Here is an 18,249-nt window from a genome sequence, read left to right as displayed (position 1 = left end):
TTGATTGAGAGTTAAGCCGGTGCTGATCGCAACGCGTGTCTTCGATTGTGTCTCTTATGTCTCTGCAGGCTGACGTCGCCCGACGATGTAAAATGCCAACGCTAAAATTCGGGGACTTGCTCGTGACCGTTTCGAGTGCAGTAAGCAGCCAAGACTTCCATGTCGATTTGCTCGACGAGAAAACGAGTCGCCCCGTCTCCGATCAGAACCATCACGCCGCCGGGATGAAAACTCCGCATGTCATTTTCAAACGCGGGCGCCTTGTTGATCGGGAACGCTTGATCAAACAGGTTCCGTCCGTTGATCCACTGACCGTCGGGGAAGTCCGCGTCTTCGGCGATCGCGATCGTGTGCGAACTTCCATCGAGCATGTCTCGAAATCCCAACGCTCGATCGTGGATCATCATTCCACTGGGCGGGTTGTTCGTGCTGACGATGCGTTCGCCGTAGATCCCGCCGTAGTCCGTCACGCCCATCTCATTGGTCCGTGCCTCCGATCGCGGCGTGCTCGGACAAACGTAGGCGGGCACGATTTCACCGGCCGCCTCGGCATTGACCGGGTCATCGAACGGGAGGTTGAAATCGATCCGATCGGCGAGTGCCGCTTGCTCGAGATGCGCCAACACGAACGCCGACCACGCGAACTGTTTACCGCCGGCGACCTCGGGCCGAACTTCGATCGCCCCGGGGGGAAATCGGTTAAATGCGGCGTGGTAGTTATGGAGCGCCAAACCAACCTGATGCAGATTGTTTTGACACGACGCCCGGCGCATCGCCTCTCGAGCCGCCTGGACCGCGGGCAATAACAACCCAACCAACACACCGATGATCGCGATGACGACCAACAGTTCCACCAATGTAAAACCACAGGGGGATCGTCGACGCGACGTCGCGTTTGCCGATCCGGCGGGGTGGAGCACAGGGGAAGGTGGCATCGGTGATCGATCGATCAAGAACAAACGATTCGCCCACCGGTGGTGGCACGCCCGGTGACGGCGCACTCGATTGGTGGCAATATTTGCTCAAAACAAGGAAACGGAGCAGGTTCCTGACGCTGGTCTCACCCTAGAAGACCCGCACCGTCGCCGGCAGTGATGACTGCCGCCCAACCATGCGTTTGACGCCCGATATCTGGTAGGTCTTCTGACTCCCGACGCTTCCCGCAGACCTCGCCTTCTCACCGAGAGATCGCCGAACTCCACCCGCAATAAATCGCGGATGGCGGAGCAAATCGCGGCAATGGCCAAGAAAAGGAATGGGTTTTAGACTTTCGGTGCCTCACGTTCCGACCCTCTCCAACGGAGAAATCGAGCCGGAAACACCGCAAATCGTGGCGTCGGATACAGCGGCCGGGCCGTCTCGGAATCTCACCGAAGTTCCCTGTTTTCGCGGCGGTCCAACTGACCGTCACGGCACCAAGTATCGTTACGCGGAGTATCGACAGGCTTTCCCAGCTTGTCAATGACAAAGATCTGGCGGTGAATTCGGAAAATTAGGTAACTTCGGCTTAAGTCGTCTAATCGGTACAACCGATTCACACCCTGACGGCCCCCACGATCGTGTGGGGACGCAGCAATTTTGCATACAGACAAGAAGGACTTTGTCCAATGCGACTCGCATGGCTTCGACAGATCAAGACTCACTCCGTGTTCATGGTAAGCGTGTTCGTCGCGGGCAATTCGTTGTTCCTGGGACAAGCTGCCGCAGAAATCCCATGGCGGGGTGAACTGACAACGGCACACGCCGAAGCGAAGGCTCAGAACAAAGCCCTCCTGCTTCACTTCTACAGCGACAACTGCGTTTGGTGCGATCGGCTCGAAGCCGGTGCGTTCCAGTCGCCTGACGTTGCCGCGGCGGTCGCGGGCGGATTCGTCCCCGTGAAAATTCACGCCGGCCAATCGCCAGAACTGGCGAAGATGTTCAAAGTGACGAAATTCCCAACGGACGTCGTCGTCACACCCGCCGGAAAAACACTCGCACACTCGGTCAGCCCGCAGGATCCGAATCGCTACATCGCGATGCTCGCCCAAGCCGGCAACCAGATGATCGCGGCACAGTCGGCCCCCACGACGCCGACCATGCAGCCCGGTCAAACTCAGGCTCAACTCGCATCGGCTCCCACTCAACCGGCAGCACGGCCTCAAATGCCCGTCAACGCCGCCGGCAGCTTCGCAATGCAACAAGTCCCATCCAACGGACAAATGCCAGCTCATCCGCCAACGGCCAACCCACACGCCGGCATGCCATTGCCAGGTGGAGCGACCGCTCGACTCGCCGGTGCTCGCACCGACGGCATGTCGCTGGGCATGCCCGCTCAAATGACGGATCCCGTTGCCGATATCAGTTCACCGGCCACCGAACAACTCGGTGTAACCGAAGAACCGACTCCCGCCTCGGCGTCGCAACCGTCACCGAAACTCGCGATGGAAGGCTACTGTGCCGTCACCGTGATCGACGAAGACAAGTGGGTCGAAGGCAATCCGAAGTTTGGCGTTGTCCACCTCGGCAAACTCTACCTGTTCAGCTCCGCTGAAAAGATGGAAACGTTCCTCGCCGACCCAATGCCTTACACACCCGTGCTGAACGAAATCGACGTTGTTCGATTCTTCGAAGAGCGACAAATCGTTCCCGGCAAACGTCGGTTCGGAATGCGTGACCCGATTCACCAACGCATGTTCTTCTTCGCCGACGAAGCCGCGATGAACCACTTCTTCAACGAGTACGAGCGGTACACCGACGCGGCCATTGAAGTCATGAGCCAAGCCGTCGAGGACGCCAATCCCGACGCCAGCTAAACAGCACGAACGCACCGGCCCGGCAGACGTTCGGCCCACGCGATATCGAAACTCCGAATGACTAGGTTCTCTCCATGGAACCTAGTCTTTTTTCGTGTCAGTTTTCAAACACTCAAGCAGCTGCGACCTTTAAAAAATTCGCCATGTCGCCGCTGTACGCCCGTGCTCAAACGGGACACGCGACCCCAGAGGCATCGTCGTATTGCAGAGTTGAGATCGAACTCATCACGACCATCAGCGGTCGCTGACTCAGCTCACGGTCGGCACACAGGTTATCGATCATCGCCTGCGTCAAACGGCGTCCGCCCGAGATGACTTTGCACCCCTGGTCATTCGTAACGCTGTGATAGGGAATCATGCCGGGCTTCAATTCCGTCATGGCGACTGTTTTGACACAGAGAGCATCCCGGTTGTCGTGAAGACACTCAACAGCACCAATTAGTTTGTCCGGCAACTCTGGCATGATCTTCCGAATGGTCGCCGACGCAGTCTCAACGCACATGCCTTTCATCGTCAGGAAGTTCCAGTAAAAGACCACTCGTAAAACCAACGCAGACAACTCTTCGCGGCTTCCCAACTCTCGATACCGCTCCGCCTTGGGAACCAAACGCAACAGGTCCACGATCCAATCAAATCGTGGGATCTTCTTCAGCAAGCCCGCAGAGACCCTGCAAATCTTTCCAAACAGTTCCTTGTGCTCATCCGACGTGGGATCCAAACAATCAAACCGCTCCGCCTCCTGCGGAGACAGCATCGCAATTCCGACGAGAAACACACGAGCCGCAATGCGTTCCTCCCACCCCAAATTGATCGCCATCCGACTGGCCAAATCACTAGTCGCGTTCAACATGCGAGCAGTATCGATGTGGCGTCCGTCCGGCATTTCGATCAAGTCGGTCATCAAGTCCAACGTCCCGGAGATCGTGCCGCTGAGCAAGTCCTTGGCGGATACCAAAGAGTTGTGCTCCGACTGGGCCGCCTTGATCGATGAAGCCAACTCGCTCGGTTCACACGGCTTGGACAAAAACTTGAAGACCTTGCCGTCATTCACCGCGTGAATCGCCGTTTCCAAATCACGGTTCGCCGTCAACATCATGAAGACAGCATGTGGCATCTTTGTCCGAAGATGCCCAATCGTTTCGATGCCGTTCATTCCAGGCATTTGCATATCGACAACAACGACGGAAAACGGCCCCTCCGAGTCGGTGACCTCAATCGCTGCCTGACCACCCTCGGCGGTCTGAATCTCAAATTCCGTACCGAATTGCTGAGATGCCGTACCGGAGAGAATGCCCAGCAGAACGGGATCATCATCGACGAACAGTATTTTCTTAATCATTATTTTGCCCCATTTGAAATCACGCAACGCTGCCCGACGCTCGTCGGTTACATACGTCGCATGTACGCAACCGTCATGATCGCCCACGCTCGAGACCATCAGTGAAGATCGGCCTCGCATCGACTCTCAGATGCCATACCAATTGATTGAAAACAAACGGACACCGAGCCCGCAGGGTTCACCCTGACAGAGTCTGCTAAGTTTTCGCCCCCAATTTGTCAGGCATCGTCTTTCGAACGTTACCACCTCGAAATGAACCGACTGAACAACCGCGTCCTTTTTCGACCTTGAACAGTCGCTCATCGACTCGGTTGTAGCGGTCGTATCGACGACGACCGCGGGGCACGAAACGGCGGCGGCAAAAACGAAGCCGGAGGAGACGCCCCCCCAAATCGCGTCCACCACCGCCATCGCTCTATACACTTTGATTCAAGGACACTTCCGCCTCATCGACCTGAAACGCCCCTGCCGCAGGAAAACTGAAACCGGCGAGAGCTTTTCAAATGCTGACAATCCCGTTCACCGTCTCACAGTGCACCAAAACCTGCTCCCCCGAAGTCCGCCGAGATCGGCTATTCCTTTCCAGGAAATGCACTAAACTGTCCGTTCGAACGTCTTCTCAACTGCGTCCCCTCGGTCCATCGAGGCGACGTGCGTTCGGCTGTGATGCTGTCTTTGAGGCTTTTCTTTTGTCTTGGTGGGCGTTGAGATGCGGTCGATTTTGATTCGATGTTGGGTTGCTGCGATTGTTTTGATCGGGTGTGCGGACACGTCCCGCTGCGTCGCCCAAACATTCACATTCTCCACGCTGCCTTCGCGTGCGCAGTTGCCTCCCCGTGTGCAGATGACACGAGATGCGTTCGGAGGTGCTCATGCGGTACGGCGAGTCGATTCTCAATGGCCCCGCTTGCCCGCCGAATTCGAAACACCTCACGCACTCCTGCTCAGCATCAGCGATTGGCATCCCCAACATCGCCCGATCCTGCAAGAGATCGCGGTCAAGACATCCGGCTACTGCCCTCTCGTCATCCTGTGCGCCGATTCGATCGCGATTCAGGAAACGACCGCGTGGCTCGCCGAACTCAACCGCGATCTTCCTGACGTTTACTTTTGCCCGATCGCGACCGACACGGTTTGGATGCGAGACTTCGGACCGATCTTTCTGCAGACGCGCACGTCCAGCAAGATCCTCGACTTCTTCTATCTCGGCGAACGTCCGATCGACGACCATCTGCCCACCGACTGGGCCCGACAAACCAACGTGCCCGCGCTGCCGATCGCTTGGACCATCCAAGGCGGCAACCTGATGGCCAACGGCAACGGCCTCGCGCTGACGACGAATCGCATTTTTGACGACAACCACATCGAGTTCCAAAATCCGTTTCTGGGGCAGGACGCCGAACACGACCGACGCCACATCGTCGTTGAGGCGATCGCCGACGCGTGCAATCTCGAACAACTCGTCGTCCTCGAGCCGCTGCAAAACGAGGAGACACAGCACGTCGACATGTTCACAACCTTCATCGCAGCGGACACCGTCTTGGTCGCGAACGTGTTGTCGTCAACCGATCCGGTGAACGCTGGGATTTTGAATCGCAATGTCGAGCGATTGAGGAACGTCCGCACCGGCGGAAAACCGCTGAAAATCCACCGCCTCAACATTCCGACGCGAGACGGCAACGCGTGGAGCGCGTACACCAACGCGATCCTTACTCACAATTTGGTGCTCGTCCCCGTTCTTGAAACCGACCCGCCGCACTTGGTCCAACAGGCGTTGCACACCTATCAACAATTGCTGCCCGACCACCGCGTCGAAACGATCAACATGACCAGCATGCGTGACCTCCAAGGCGAACTGCACTGTTTGTCGATGCATGTCCCCATTTTCGCCCCCATGCCGAAAAACCTGTACGGGTTCGATGCGTCACGGAAGTTCTATTTCCCCGACGGCGTCCCCACGGCGAATTAAAAAACGGCGAACTGAAAAGGGCGACCGAAACATCGGGGCAACACGAACCGGCGAGCGGGTCTCAGAACCGCCGGTACGCGGTCACCAACTGCTCGCTCGCGTCGTCAATCAATTGCTCCGTCGTGAACCGCCCCACGCCAAACCGCACGCTGCGACGGGCTTCGGATTCGCTCAATCCCATCGCGAGCAGCACGTGGCTCGCCGACGGGTTCGCGCTACTGCACGCCGACCCGCTGCTGAACGCGACACCAGGTGTCGCCGCCATCCAGGTCTCGCCTTCGACGCTCAACAACCGAAAATTCAGATTCCCGGCCAACCGAACGGAGGGATCGGACAAGGGTGGCCCGTTAAGCTCGATACCGTCGATTTCGCTGCGAAGGGTTTCCCACAATCGGTCACGAAGACTCGCGATTCGCGGTGCATCTTCCAACCCGAGCCCGATCGCGGTGGCCATGGCGATCACGCCCGCCGGGTTCATCGTCCCGCTGCGCAGGCCCTGTTGCTGGCCGCCGCCGACAATTTGTGGACGCAATCGAACACGCCGCCGCGTCCCGCCCGCGACCAGAAACCCGATCCCCTTGGGCCCATAAAATTTGTGCGCCGACGCACTCAACAAATCGATCCCTAACGAATCAACGTCGACCGGGATCCGGCCCACCGCCTGCGTCGCGTCACAGTGCAACAACGCGCCGGCTTCGTGTGTGATCCGGGCAACCTCGGCGATCGGATGGATCGCTCCCATCTCATTGTTAGCGATCATCACGTTGACGAGCGCCGTTTGATCCGTCACCGCATCGGCGAGTGCGTCGAGATCGATCGTGCCCGCCGCGCCCCCGTCATTGGAGGACTGTGGATGAACGCGAACATACGAAACCTCAATTCCCGAACGTTGCAAATCCGTCGCCACGTCGATGACCGCGGGATGCTCGGTCGTACAAACAACCATGTGATTGCGACGGTTTCTCGGATGAGTCATCACGCCACGCATCGCCAAATTGATGCTCTCGGTCGCCCCCGACGTGATCAACATCGAACTGGCGGGTGCGTTGATCGTCGTCGCGATGGTCTGCACCGCTTCCGCAATCGCGTCAGCGGCTTCACGCCCCGCCGCATGTGAATCGCTGTGGGGGTTCGCGAAACGTTCGGTCAGCCACGGCAACATGGCATCAACCACGCGCGGATCGCAGGGCGTGGTTGCATGATGGTCGAGGTAAATCATCTCAGACATTTCTCATCTCAACCATTTCGCCGCCCACGTTCGATCGACAAATCTTCCGCCTCCGCACCGGTGCTCTGCAGGATCTCGTCGGTGCTTTGCGGGTCAATGTTGCGACACGTCTCGGTCAGTCGGTCGGCCAGATCGTCGAGCCAATCCTCCCACGTTTCCACCGTGGTGTTCTCCGGCGGAATGTTCGCCATCTCATCGAGCAGCAAAATCATTCGCAGACAATGCCGAAACAGAATGCCCTCTTCTTTTTGCAATTTGCGAGTGACGACGTATTTATCAAAATCGCCACCGAACTCCATCAACTCACCCACGATCCAAACCGGTCGCACACGAACGTCGTCCACGCGAGGGTAATCGTCTCGAAACAGTCGCAGTAGTTTTTCACCAATCGTGAGCGGCCACACACGAGGCTCTTCAAACATCACGCGACCGAACCCTTTGTCGCGAACCTCCTCCTCTTCCTCGTCACTCGTACCACCGAGTTCCTCCGTCGTCGCGAGCCCACGCTGCAACAACAAAGGATCGAGATAAGTCGTCGCCAACGTTCCCGGCGGCATCTCTTCGATCCGCGGCATGCGGGTGAACCGAGCGACCGTTCCCGGCACGTCGAGCACACTCTCGAGAACCGCGATCCGTTCGTTATCATCCGCCGTGGCGAGCAAGTCGGCGATGAACACACCGAACAACGGATTGATGCTCTTCAACTGCACGATCCGTTGCAGCCGATTCTTAGGGGTAGCCGTGATCGGCGTGTAGTCTTCGAGTTCGTACCCGCGTTGCTTGATCGCGGCGGCCTCATCGACCGGCTCGTCTTCCGCTTCGGTGTCCTCAACCGGCGCCGCATCGTCGCCCCGCATGTTGTCGAGCAATTCGCCGAACAAACCTCCCGTCGCCGGAGGCGCGGCCGCCTCCGCTTCCAAGGCTCGTACTTTCTCACCAGGCGTTTGCGGTTTGGGGGGAGCCTTCGGTTTCTCCTTCAACGCCTTCGGTGGCGGATCGAGCACAATGGCATCTGAATTGTGCAGCGTGATCAGCATCCGGTTCAATTCTTTCTGCGCTGTTTCGATCCCTGATGAGTGCATCAAACGTCGCCCCACGAGATCCCGAATCGGTGCGATCTGGTTGTCCTTCGAAATCAGGTACGCGAGCAATCGCCATGGCAACCGCCCCCGGGACACCAAGTCCGCCGACTTCGCCGTTTGCAACTGTTCAAACTGCGACTGCGTCCAATACGTCTCACCGGCACGTCGTTTGGGCATCTTTTTCTTGAGCTGTTTGCGTGCCCGCAGCAGACCAGGATCTTTTGTGTCCTCGGGAATCTGGTCAAACTTCTCACGCCACCGATGCAACTTCACATCGTCTTCGTGTGCGAGCGCGAACACGTACCCACGGTCATCAAACTGCGGACGTCCGGCGCGACCAAAAATCTGGTGAGCCGACGCGGACTCGACGAGCTTGCGTTTGTCTTTCGGCCCCTTCAACAAACACGGCAACACGACACTTCTCGCGGGCAGGTTGATCCCCGCGGCGAGCGTCTCGGTGCACACACAAATGCTCAGCAATTTCTGTTGAAACAACTCTTCGACGATGCGGCGATACCGGGGCAACACACCCGCATGGTGCACGCCCACGCCTCGCATCAAAATCTGCTTCAGTTTCGGACCGACTCCCGATGAGAAATCGGCCGCGTTCAAAATATCCGCGAGTTCTTTCTGTCGCGATTTATCGATCAGCGATTTGCCCTTTAGCATTTCGGCCGTCGTCCAACACTGCGATCGCGAAAAACAAAACATCAACGCCGGAACTCGTCGCGACTCGAGATCGCCGGCCGCAATCTTTTCGGCGAAGTCGTTCAGCAGCTCGTCTTCGACCCATTCGTACTGCAGCGGCACTTTTCGCTCGGTGCCTTGAACGAGTTGCAAATTCTTTCCATGGGCCCGCTGCAGCCATCCAGTGAACTCCAACGAGTTACCAACCGTTGCACTGAGCAGCAACAACCGAACGCTCTTGGGCAACAGGCCCAATGTTAATTCCCAAACGATGCCACGTTCGTAATCGTTAAACGAGTGGAACTCATCCATCACGACGCACGACACGTCGTCAAACGAAAACTGTTCCGGATTAAGCAACCGGTTCAGCAAAATCTCCGCAACGACGACCAACACGGGAGCGTCCGGGTTGACCGTTCGGTTGCCGGTCACCAACCCAACCTGATCGACCGAGAATCCCCACCGGACCGCTGACTCTCTCAGTTCGTCGAGTTTTTGGTCCGTCAACGCAATCAGTGGAGTGGTGTAATACATCCGCGTTCCGGCTCGCAACGCCTCGTAAACGGCCGCCTCGGCGATCAGCGTTTTACCGGTCCCGGTCGGAGCACAAACCAGCACACCGTGACCGCCGGTGGCTTCCGGGTCGCCGGTGAAGTAGGCCAACAACGCTTCCTCCTGCACCGGATACGGCTGGTAAGGCAGCGTTTCAAAATACTCGCTGGCGAGCGTATCACGGTCGGGAAGGGGCTGCGACGATTCGGGTGCATTCATGCTGAGAATCTTATCCGATCACGGCCCATCCCCGTAGGGCCGGTGTTCGATACGCCATGCACCTCGATTCGGCCGAAAAAGGAATTGCGGTGACTACGCGTTCCGCTGTGCTTCCAAGACCGCTTTGGGCGTGGCCGTCCGAATGGCGAGTGCTCGCCGCCCGACCGTGGCGATCGCGACCAGCAACGCGATCAACATCGCCGCCACCGCCGTCTCCATGATCCATTGCGGCGGCTGATTGTCGAGTGTCACGCCGAGCGTCCAAACCCAATTCGTGATCTGCCATCCGTTGTAACTGTATTGTCGATAATCGTTGTAATGCAGGCCGATCGAATAGGGCACCAACGCGGCCAACACCGCGATCGCGATCAACGCCGCCATGCCAACTTCCACCCGTGGATGATTATTGATCCGAACGAGCGCCACGATCCCGCGAACGAGCAACAAGAAAACGATCAGGTAACTCGAATACGCGACGATCAGGTTTCGAAGGATCGTGAACTCCCTCGGCCGCAGCACGCTGCCGAAATCCTGAATCCGTTCCAACCCCACCAACGACGCCGTCATCACGAGCAGGATCCCCAAGCACGCGAACACCAACCCTGTCGCCGGCCCCGGTGTGAAGAACAACAATGTCAAACGACTGAGCAAATTCCCGGGCAGCTCTCGTTGAATCCGCGGCGTCATCGCCGACGACTCCGCCGCCATCATCGAACCGGCAAACGTCCACAATCCCGCCAGAAACAACGACGACGGGAAAAAGACGAACAGAACTTGCTCGCGGTCCTCACGAATCCATTCGATCGAGAACGCGTTGAAGGCGAAAATCAAGATCGTCAACGCGAGGATCGACCAACGAATCCCACTGCTGCGGTTTTCGCTCTCGGGTGTCAACTGAGCCGCCGTGGTCGTCAACAACAAATGACTGATCGAGATCGTCAACAGGATCGCCGTGACCAACAAAAACACCGTCCATCCGATCGTCAACGGGTTCCCATAGAGGATCGTAAAGATCACCGCACTGCCGACCAAATATTCGGCCAGCAACAACACCATCAACACGACCAACAGCGTACTGATCCGCCCTGTCCGTCCGCGTGCAAGCGGTGCGAAAGACAACGCGACGACAGTCAACGCGAGCGCCGCGGTGATCAACACCGCCATCATCAAACCCAGTGTCGGTAAATCGACACCACGCAGCGTGTACGCGTAAGCAACGCATGGAAACAGCGCCACCAGGTACAACATCATCTGCAACGACGCACTGGCCAATTTCCCCAACACGATCTGCCACGGGCTCAGCGCCGTGATTGACAGCAACTCCAACGTCCCGTCATCGATCTCCGCCTCGAGCGAACGATACGCGGCCAACGGAACCACCAATAACATCGGCAGCGCGAGCACCACGTAATACCCGATCAGCATTCGAGGGGCCGAGGGTGTCGTGTAGATCAGCGGCATCAACGACAAACTGCCCGCGACCGTCCACGCAAACGCCGCCACCAACAGGACCGAAAACGTGATCACAAATTGCCGGCTCTTGAGAGCCTGGCGGGTCTCTTTGATCAAAATCGGATTGGTCGCGTCACCAAACTTTTCCGCGAGATCGTCGATCCGACGCAACCAAACGTCTTTTTTCGATTCCACATCCGGTGCTGGTAGCGGAACGATTTCGTCGGAAACAGCGTTGATTGTGCTCATGCGTGAAGGAACTTTTCGACCAAAGAGTGGCAACCGCGTCAACGAAAGATCTCGTCGAGTATACCGAATCTCACTCGCGACGGGGCCACACCCGTGGGACTCTTCCCCCAGAGCGACTGCGCCACGCTGGGCATCATGAACGCTGGGCATCATGGTGGCACTGAGTAACGATTCGTCGTTTAGATCACCAGGTGCTAGCAGTCGGGCAAAACAACTCGCCCGGATTGCTAACGATGGATCGCTCTGCCTCTCTCATCGGCAAACTTGAAAACGTCACTGATTCTCGCAATGGTGTTCCAGCCTATCCACTGGCCAATGCACAATTCATGGCGATCGGTGCGGCAATCGCCGGTTTTGCCAACATAACGAAGAATTGGTTCGCAGTATTTCCAGACATGTCCGCCGGTGTTCTTTCGCACGATCGCTTCAACGCAATTGTCAACGCGATCAAGCCCGAAGAGTCTGATCCGATGCTGCTTGCCTGGCTAACCGAACTGCACACGATCACCGCCGCACCGGTCATCGCGGCCGATGGCAACACTCTTCGACGCAGTCACGAGTCGCAGTTGCAATTTGGCGAAAGGCGAAGCGGCCACTCACATGACCAGTGCGTGGGCTACGGTCAATCGTTTCACGGTTGGACAAACGCCCTTCGACACGACGAGCAACGAGATCACCGCGTCCCAAACTTCTCGAAATCATCAGGATTCCCGGAGGTTTGATCACCATTGACGCAACCGGTTGCCAAACCGAGATTGGCGGAAAAGGTCATCGAAGAAGGAACCATTTACTGCTTGGCCCGCCAAACGCAGTCACCCGAAATCTCATGAGGCAATCAAAAACCGTCCCGCGCATGCACCCGGGACCGGTGACAGTTTCTTGCCTGTTCGGCACATGCCCCATCGCGGGGATGCCGAGAGAGGCGTCCTCCACAAACAATGAATTGACTTCATCTGCCACACGGACGGCCCCATCTCCCAAGGCTGCTTCCCGCGACCTCCGAATGCACCCATCACATGCATGCCTCAAACAGGCAGTCTGTCAAACAAGGAATCACGTCTGTTTCGTCGATCACCAAGACCACATTCCCCGAGATGCTCCCAGCCATTGTCTTCCCGGCCAAATGAATGGATCTGATAGGCTCGAACGAGATGACGACATCGACACATCGAAAAAGCACATCGAGAGGTCGTTTGATCGCCGACTACATCAAGTCGAGGGAAATCCCCCATGCCGCACCAAAACGCGACAACCCCACGCACAACCAGGAGCGACTAGAGAGACGATCAAACTCACTGACGACACGCATCAAACGACGCACCCGTGTCATCCTCATACGAAGCAACCACGTCACCAAAGTCCGCATCTCCAAAGTCCATGCCAACGAAGTCCACGTCATCAAAGTATGCATTCTCACAGCAGACTGCCATGCTCACGGCAGACTGCGACTGAGACGCTCGCATCGACAAATCCACGCAAAACCTGCACTAAAACGCTTGCGTCCCAATCGCAAAGACACAAAGAGCCCATCGACAAAAGCCTCTGCGTGATGACAACACCGTACGACGCATTCGTTGACACCGCGTATGTTCCTCGACACCGTGAACATTGCAAACGACTCCCGATTTGGTTCCGTCACGGATACCAATGCGAACCCAAATAACGTCATGCGAACAGCCAGATGCAACCAACCAATCGCCCCTCTCAAACAACCGATTCACCTTGCACGTTAACGTCTTAACGAACGCGATAATCCTTGACGCTCAATTTTCAGCTAATCAGGTATTGACTCACAACAACAAAGGCGGAACATTTGCATATGCAAGTGAACGAGTTGGGCACGACGCTCTTGCAACGCGGGCACGGAAGTGGCTACTTGCTGACAGACATCACGTCAACTTTCAATCGGAAGTCACATCGGTTTCGTCTACCTTCCAATGCCCCCGGGCACAGTGGTGACGAACATCGAAACGGAGTTCATTCATGCTCGTGTTATCGCGTAAATCAGACGAGTCCATTTTCTTTCCGGGACTCGGTGTTACGATTTCGATTCTTCGTACGGACCGGCACACGGCGCGTGTCGGCATTGATGCACCGCCGCAGATTCGCATCGTGAGAAAAGAGTTGGTTGACGGCACGGAGGAAGAAACCTTCGACGTCGCGAGTTTTGAAAAGACATGGGGATCGGCCTGCGACAATCTCCATGAACTTCGAAACCAACTCAACACACTTAACCTGGGCCTTAAGTTCTACCGGCAACAAATGGACGCCGGCATGACTGACGAAGCCAATGTGACTTTCTTGCAAGTCCTCAAACAACTCGACAAGATCGAACGAGACGTCAGCAAACAGGCCGAGGCGAAAGCCATTGAAGAGGCTCTCGCAACAACGCAACCAAAACGCAACGTTCAAGTCCTCTTGGTCGAGGACGACGCGGACCAACGCGAATTGCTGGCCGGCGTGCTGGAGATGCGGGGCTGCGAAGTCGCGACCGCATGCGACGGCACTGACGCCCTGAATTATCTCGCATCCAACCCATGGCCGGACTTCGTTCTGATCGACATGCGGATGCCCAACGGCGATGGCGCATCCACCGTGCGAGCCCTGCGACGAATCAATGCGTCACCCCATCTGCGAATCGTCGCTACCAGCGGCACGTCACCTCGAGAACTCGGCATCAGCCATGGCAGCGACGGAGTCGACCGCTGGTTCCCCAAACCACTCAATACGGATGGATTGATTCGCTACATGCAACAACCCGCAGAGGCAACTCTTGCTAGATGAATGAGCGGGGGAGAGGTGACGTGAAGACAGGGAAAAGGGTGACAGGAAAACAGGTAACAGGAACACAGGTGACGGGAGGATGGAAGGCATCGTGAGCGGTTGCCTGTTTTGCGGATTGCTGAGATGTCGAGGATATTTGGAAGAGCTTGATTGCGACAACGAAAGGCTCTTTCTGTGTTGAACTAAAAGTTGATTTTGCGGACTTTCCTCAAGGACGAGGACGAGGCATTTGTTTCGCCGCAAAATTTGTCCGGTCGCCTGCCGCAAGAGGCGGCAGCGACCGGACGGTTTTCACAACCTCATCCGCTCGGTCAACACGCGCCCCGTCGATTGCATCGCACCGGCCCGAACGCAATTCCCCAATCGGTGCGACTCATCCGCTCGGCGGCAGATTGTTCTGGTAGGCTTCCAACCGGGCGATCAGACCCGACAGCCGTGTCGATGCTTGCGGCAGGGTGACTTCGGCGAGCTCCATCAGGTCCGCGATCGGGCCTTTCATCTTGTCGCAATTCTGTTCCATCTCCACCGCGATCGTCCGCGCGCGATCGATCCGTTCGTGGCACAACCGCACACGCGTCGTCCACCGCGCGACCTGTTTCTTCTCTTCGGTCGCCGCTACCGTTTCGCCCGATCGCGACGTGGACTGTTTCCGGCTGAGACTATCGAGGGCTTCGCTGAGCCGCTGCTCGGCTCGCCGCAGTTGGCCTCGCCAGTACGTCGGACATTCCTGCGTGAAATGCCGCTCGGCGTTCGAGACGACGGCTCGCAATTGATAGCCCTGCAGCATCAGCCGCTCGCTGAGGTGATCGACCGCCCGGTGCAACTCGCCCAGCGATTCGATGCTGTGGACGTCCGCTTCGCTCATAGATTTTCCTTCACTGTGGCCTTGAAACCGTCGCGGCAGATCGCCACGGCCGTGCTTTCGACTGGCCACCCGGCATTCTGAACGAACCGATGGTAACGGAATTCAGGCGGTTTTTCGATCCACCGCCGTCCACTTGGAGGTCTAGGTAATTTGTGCGGGGGTGGGTTGATGCGTTCGGTGCTGCTTGCAGCGATTGTGTGTATCGCAGTGATGTTTCGAGCCGAAACCGTTATTGACGCTGACCCGCGATGAATGAATCGCGTCACTTTAATACATTGGACCGCAAGGTAGAGGGATTCGAGAATGAATCGTTGGCTTTTAATCGGATCGATGCTGGGCGTGATGGCCCTCAGCACCGGATGTCTCCACCACAACACACGCGGCGGATGTTCGAGCTGTGCAAACGTCTCAAGCGATTGCGGCTCCTGTAGCACCGGCGACTGCGGCAGCTGCAACACCGGAACCTGCAGCACCGGTGATTGCGGGTCGTGCAACAACGGCCGCTGTGGCGGGTTGCTCAGCAAGGCACGCGGCCGGATCGCCGGTTGCCATACCGGTTGCGGACGCACCGGTTGCCAAGCCGGCCCACTCGGCTGGCAACAAGGCGGACTGGATTACAGCTCGCAATTGAACCCGGGCTGCCTCGGCCACCAAGCCGGTGCCGCCGTCGCGAGCCAACCGTTCCAAGCCGGTGCACCGACCGCTCAGGTCGCCTACCCGTACTACACCCACCGCGGACCGCGGGACTTCTTGATGGCCAACCCGCCATCGATCGGCCCCTGATTCGCCGGAGGAGAAGGATCCTAGATTGAGATCAAACGACAATTGGGCAGCAGGGATTTGCAAAAAACCTGCCGCCCACTCAGGTTGCCGACCGCAGCGAACTCGATTCGTCCTTTGATCATCGATTCATCCGAACCGGAACCCGCTAATCGGGTCCCTAATGCAAGCACACCGTGAGGGTGTGCTTCCCGCATAGAATGAGACGACTGCATTACCGCTAAGCAACCGGGCGGCGGAACTCGATAAGAGCTCCCACCCATCGCGTGACGGGCCGAGTGTCGCGACGACATTCGCGACGCCGCACCGCCCCAACCTTAGCCGAGACACTAAACGCCGCTGCGAGCGTGAACGGCCCATCGGCCTTCGACGCGTCCCAACGTGCGTGGCCACTTTTCATCGATCCGTTGTTCATTGAGGTGAGTCTGCGATGGCTTCCGATTTCCGACTGAAGGAATCTCTGCCCGAATTGACCGAAGAAATCGTCGCGACCTACACCGCGGACGATTCGATCAATCATCTCGGCCACTGTCCCCTGCCGAGCTACGAGTCCGTGGTCCGAATTCTGCTCGACCTCAAGGACATCCTCTACCCCGGATACCGGCGGAACACCAACCTTCACGCCGGCAACATTCGATACCACGTCGGCGGACTGATCGACTCGCTGCACGATCAACTCACCGTGCAAATCGGCCGTGCCCTGCGTCACGAACATCGCGTCAAGCAAAAGCACGATGATTGCGTCGACGAAATTGATTTCGAAGCGAAGGGGCAGGCGATGACCATCGAACTGCTCAAACGCATCGTCAAACTTCGCACGACGCTCGCGACCGACGTCGAAGCCGCCTTTGCGGGCGACCCGGCCTGCCAAACGACCGACGAAATCGTGTTCTGCTATCCCGGTTTCGAAGCCATCACGGTTTACCGGATCGCTCACGAACTCGTCCAACTCGACGTCCCCTTCATTCCTCGAATGATGACAGAGTGGGCCCATCAACAGACGGGCATCGACATCCACCCCGGTGCAACGATTGGTGATTACTTCTTCATCGATCACGGAACCGGTGTGGTGATCGGCGAGACGTGCGAAATCGGACAACACGTCAAACTCTATCAGGGCGTCACACTCGGGGCACTCAGCTTCCCGACCGATGCCGACGGGCAACTGATTCGCGGCCAAAAACGTCACCCGACCATCGAAGACAACGTCGTCGTCTATGCCAACGCCACCATCCTGGGCGGACGAACGGTCGTCGGACGCGACTCGGTGATCGGTTCGAGTGTTTGGATCACACGCAGCGTCTCTCCCGGAACGACCGTCGTCCTGGAGAAACCGCAACTACGCGTCCGTGGCAGCGAAGACGGCAAGGACGAAACCGCACCGGAACTCAACTTCCAAATCTAGCGTTTCGATCCAAACGTTTTGACGAACGTTGCGTTGCCAACAAAAACTCACCGGAGTGAGGCGATCGCGCCGATGTGGCGACACCCTCGCTCGAACAACGAAAGTGAAACGCCCCGGTGCTGAAATCTGAACGCGCGACGTTGGTACTGCAGCGTCTCGACGAATTCTATCCTGACCCGCCGATCCCGTTGGATCATCGCGACGAATTCACGCTGCTCGTCGCCGTCTTGCTCAGTGCCCAGTGCACCGACAAAAAGGTCAACGAAGTCACGCCGGCCCTGTTCGAGGTCGCGGGCACGCCCGAGCGGATGATGGAACTCGGTGAGGCGGCAATTCTCGACATCATTCGGCCGCTCGGGTTGTCCAAACAAAAAGCGAAGTCGCTCGCCGGGTTATCACAGATCGTTGTGGAGAAACACGGCAGCGTCGTTCCACAAACATTCGAAGAGCTCGAGGCGCTACCAGGCGTTGGACATAAAACCGCCAGCGTCGTGATGTCACAAGCGTTCGGTTTCCCGGCCTTTCCCGTCGACACTCACATCCATCGCTTGGCACAACGATGGGGACTTTCGTCGGGCAAGAACGTCGTTCAAACCGAACGCGACCTCAAAACTCTGTTCCCCGAATCGAGCTGGAACCGACTGCATCTGCAGATCATCTTCTACGGGCGTGAACACTGTACCGCGCGAGGATGCGACGGCACCAAGTGCGGATTGTGCCGCGAACTCTACCCTCGTCGGCGAAAACCCGTCGAATGGAAAAAGCCCTAACCGAGCCCCAACCAGGCCGCGGATCTTTGTTTGGCATGGTACGTGCTACTCCTAAAGTGAAAACGGTAGGCAA

Annotated in this window: 15 protein-coding genes and 1 riboswitch; of the genes, 7 read left to right on the top strand and 8 right to left on the bottom strand. The window is 57.4% G+C overall.

The genetic code is table 11. From position 1 onward, the window contains the following. Positions 1-101: 101 nt before the first annotated feature. Positions 102-935, bottom strand: a complete 834-nt coding sequence (locus FHS27_RS17670) for a DUF1559 domain-containing protein (RefSeq protein ID WP_246420040.1) — start codon at positions 933-935, stop codon at positions 102-104. A 181-nt stretch (positions 936-1,116) separates the two neighbouring features. Beyond that, a riboswitch (cobalamin riboswitch) is annotated at positions 1,117-1,435 on the bottom strand. A gap of 172 nt (positions 1,436-1,607) precedes the next feature. Between FHS27_RS17670 and FHS27_RS17665 the strand changes: the two genes are divergently transcribed. Next, positions 1,608-2,795 (top strand): DUF255 domain-containing protein, encoded by a 1,188-nt coding sequence (locus FHS27_RS17665; RefSeq protein ID WP_184306207.1) that lies wholly within the window; start codon positions 1,608-1,610, stop codon positions 2,793-2,795. A gap of 166 nt (positions 2,796-2,961) precedes the next feature. On the opposite strand, the gene FHS27_RS17660 is transcribed toward FHS27_RS17665, so the two are convergent. Beyond that, positions 2,962-4,134, bottom strand: a complete 1,173-nt coding sequence (locus FHS27_RS17660; RefSeq protein ID WP_184306206.1) for a response regulator — start codon at positions 4,132-4,134, stop codon at positions 2,962-2,964. A 709-nt stretch (positions 4,135-4,843) separates the two neighbouring features. On the opposite strand from FHS27_RS17660, the gene FHS27_RS17655 reads away from it, so the two are divergent. Further along, entirely contained in the window at positions 4,844-6,103 is a 1,260-nt protein-coding gene (locus FHS27_RS17655; protein WP_246420039.1) for an agmatine deiminase family protein, read from the top strand. A gap of 61 nt (positions 6,104-6,164) precedes the next feature. Here FHS27_RS17655 and FHS27_RS17650 read toward each other — a convergent pair whose 3' ends face one another. From FHS27_RS17650 to FHS27_RS17640, 3 genes are all read right to left on the bottom strand, one after another. Continuing rightward, entirely contained in the window at positions 6,165-7,331 is a 1,167-nt protein-coding gene (locus FHS27_RS17650) for a cysteine desulfurase family protein (protein WP_246420037.1), read from the bottom strand. An 8-nt stretch (positions 7,332-7,339) separates the two neighbouring features. Next, positions 7,340-9,871: a DEAD/DEAH box helicase gene (locus FHS27_RS17645; RefSeq protein WP_184306205.1), complete on the bottom strand. Its 2,532-nt coding sequence runs from the start codon at positions 9,869-9,871 to the stop codon at positions 7,340-7,342. Positions 9,872-9,964: 93 nt separating this feature from the next. After that, positions 9,965-11,572 (bottom strand): ABC transporter permease, encoded by a 1,608-nt coding sequence (locus FHS27_RS17640; RefSeq protein ID WP_184306204.1) that lies wholly within the window; start codon positions 11,570-11,572, stop codon positions 9,965-9,967. Between the two features lie 233 nt (positions 11,573-11,805). Here FHS27_RS17640 and FHS27_RS17635 point away from each other — a divergent pair, with 233 nt between their 5' ends. Then, positions 11,806-12,294: a hypothetical protein gene (locus tag FHS27_RS17635; RefSeq protein ID WP_184306203.1), complete on the top strand. Its 489-nt coding sequence runs from the start codon at positions 11,806-11,808 to the stop codon at positions 12,292-12,294. A 570-nt stretch (positions 12,295-12,864) separates the two neighbouring features. Here FHS27_RS17635 and FHS27_RS17630 read toward each other — a convergent pair. Beyond that, a complete protein-coding gene (locus FHS27_RS17630) occupies positions 12,865-13,035 on the bottom strand; it encodes a hypothetical protein (protein ID WP_184306202.1) in 171 nt (56 codons plus the stop codon). A 520-nt stretch (positions 13,036-13,555) separates the two neighbouring features. On the opposite strand from FHS27_RS17630, the gene FHS27_RS17625 reads away from it, so the two are divergent. Beyond that, positions 13,556-14,356, top strand: a complete 801-nt coding sequence (locus tag FHS27_RS17625; protein ID WP_184306201.1) for a response regulator — start codon at positions 13,556-13,558, stop codon at positions 14,354-14,356. Between the two features lie 373 nt (positions 14,357-14,729). Here FHS27_RS17625 and FHS27_RS17620 read toward each other — a convergent pair whose 3' ends face one another. Next, a complete protein-coding gene (locus FHS27_RS17620; protein ID WP_246420034.1) occupies positions 14,730-15,221 on the bottom strand; it encodes a hypothetical protein in 492 nt (163 codons plus the stop codon). A gap of 303 nt (positions 15,222-15,524) precedes the next feature. Between FHS27_RS17620 and FHS27_RS17615 the strand changes: the two genes are divergently transcribed. Then, complete coding sequence (locus FHS27_RS17615) at positions 15,525-16,004, top strand: hypothetical protein (RefSeq protein WP_184306199.1); 480 nt, start codon at positions 15,525-15,527, stop codon at positions 16,002-16,004. A gap of 217 nt (positions 16,005-16,221) precedes the next feature. Here FHS27_RS17615 and FHS27_RS17610 read toward each other — a convergent pair whose 3' ends face one another. Continuing rightward, positions 16,222-16,416 carry a hypothetical protein gene (locus tag FHS27_RS17610; RefSeq protein WP_184306198.1) on the bottom strand — a complete coding sequence of 65 codons (195 nt, stop codon included), beginning with the start codon at positions 16,414-16,416 and terminating at the stop codon, positions 16,222-16,224. Positions 16,417-16,431: 15 nt separating this feature from the next. Here FHS27_RS17610 and FHS27_RS17605 point away from each other — a divergent pair, with 15 nt between their 5' ends. Together FHS27_RS17605 and nth are read left to right on the top strand one after the other, a co-directional pair. Continuing rightward, the gene (locus FHS27_RS17605; protein ID WP_184306197.1) at positions 16,432-17,406 is read left to right on the top strand and encodes a serine O-acetyltransferase; all 975 of its coding nucleotides are present in this window, start codon (positions 16,432-16,434) and stop codon (positions 17,404-17,406) included. A gap of 116 nt (positions 17,407-17,522) precedes the next feature. Beyond that, positions 17,523-18,176, top strand: coding sequence for an endonuclease III (nth, locus tag FHS27_RS17600; protein WP_184306196.1), 654 nt, complete (start codon positions 17,523-17,525; stop codon positions 18,174-18,176). Positions 18,177-18,249 lie beyond the last annotated feature (73 nt).

The sequence above is a fragment of the Aporhodopirellula rubra genome, assembly GCF_014192335.1.
Taxonomy (GTDB): domain Bacteria; phylum Planctomycetota; class Planctomycetia; order Pirellulales; family Pirellulaceae; genus Rhodopirellula; species Rhodopirellula rubra.
This window is presented reverse-complemented; position numbering and strand designations above follow the sequence as displayed.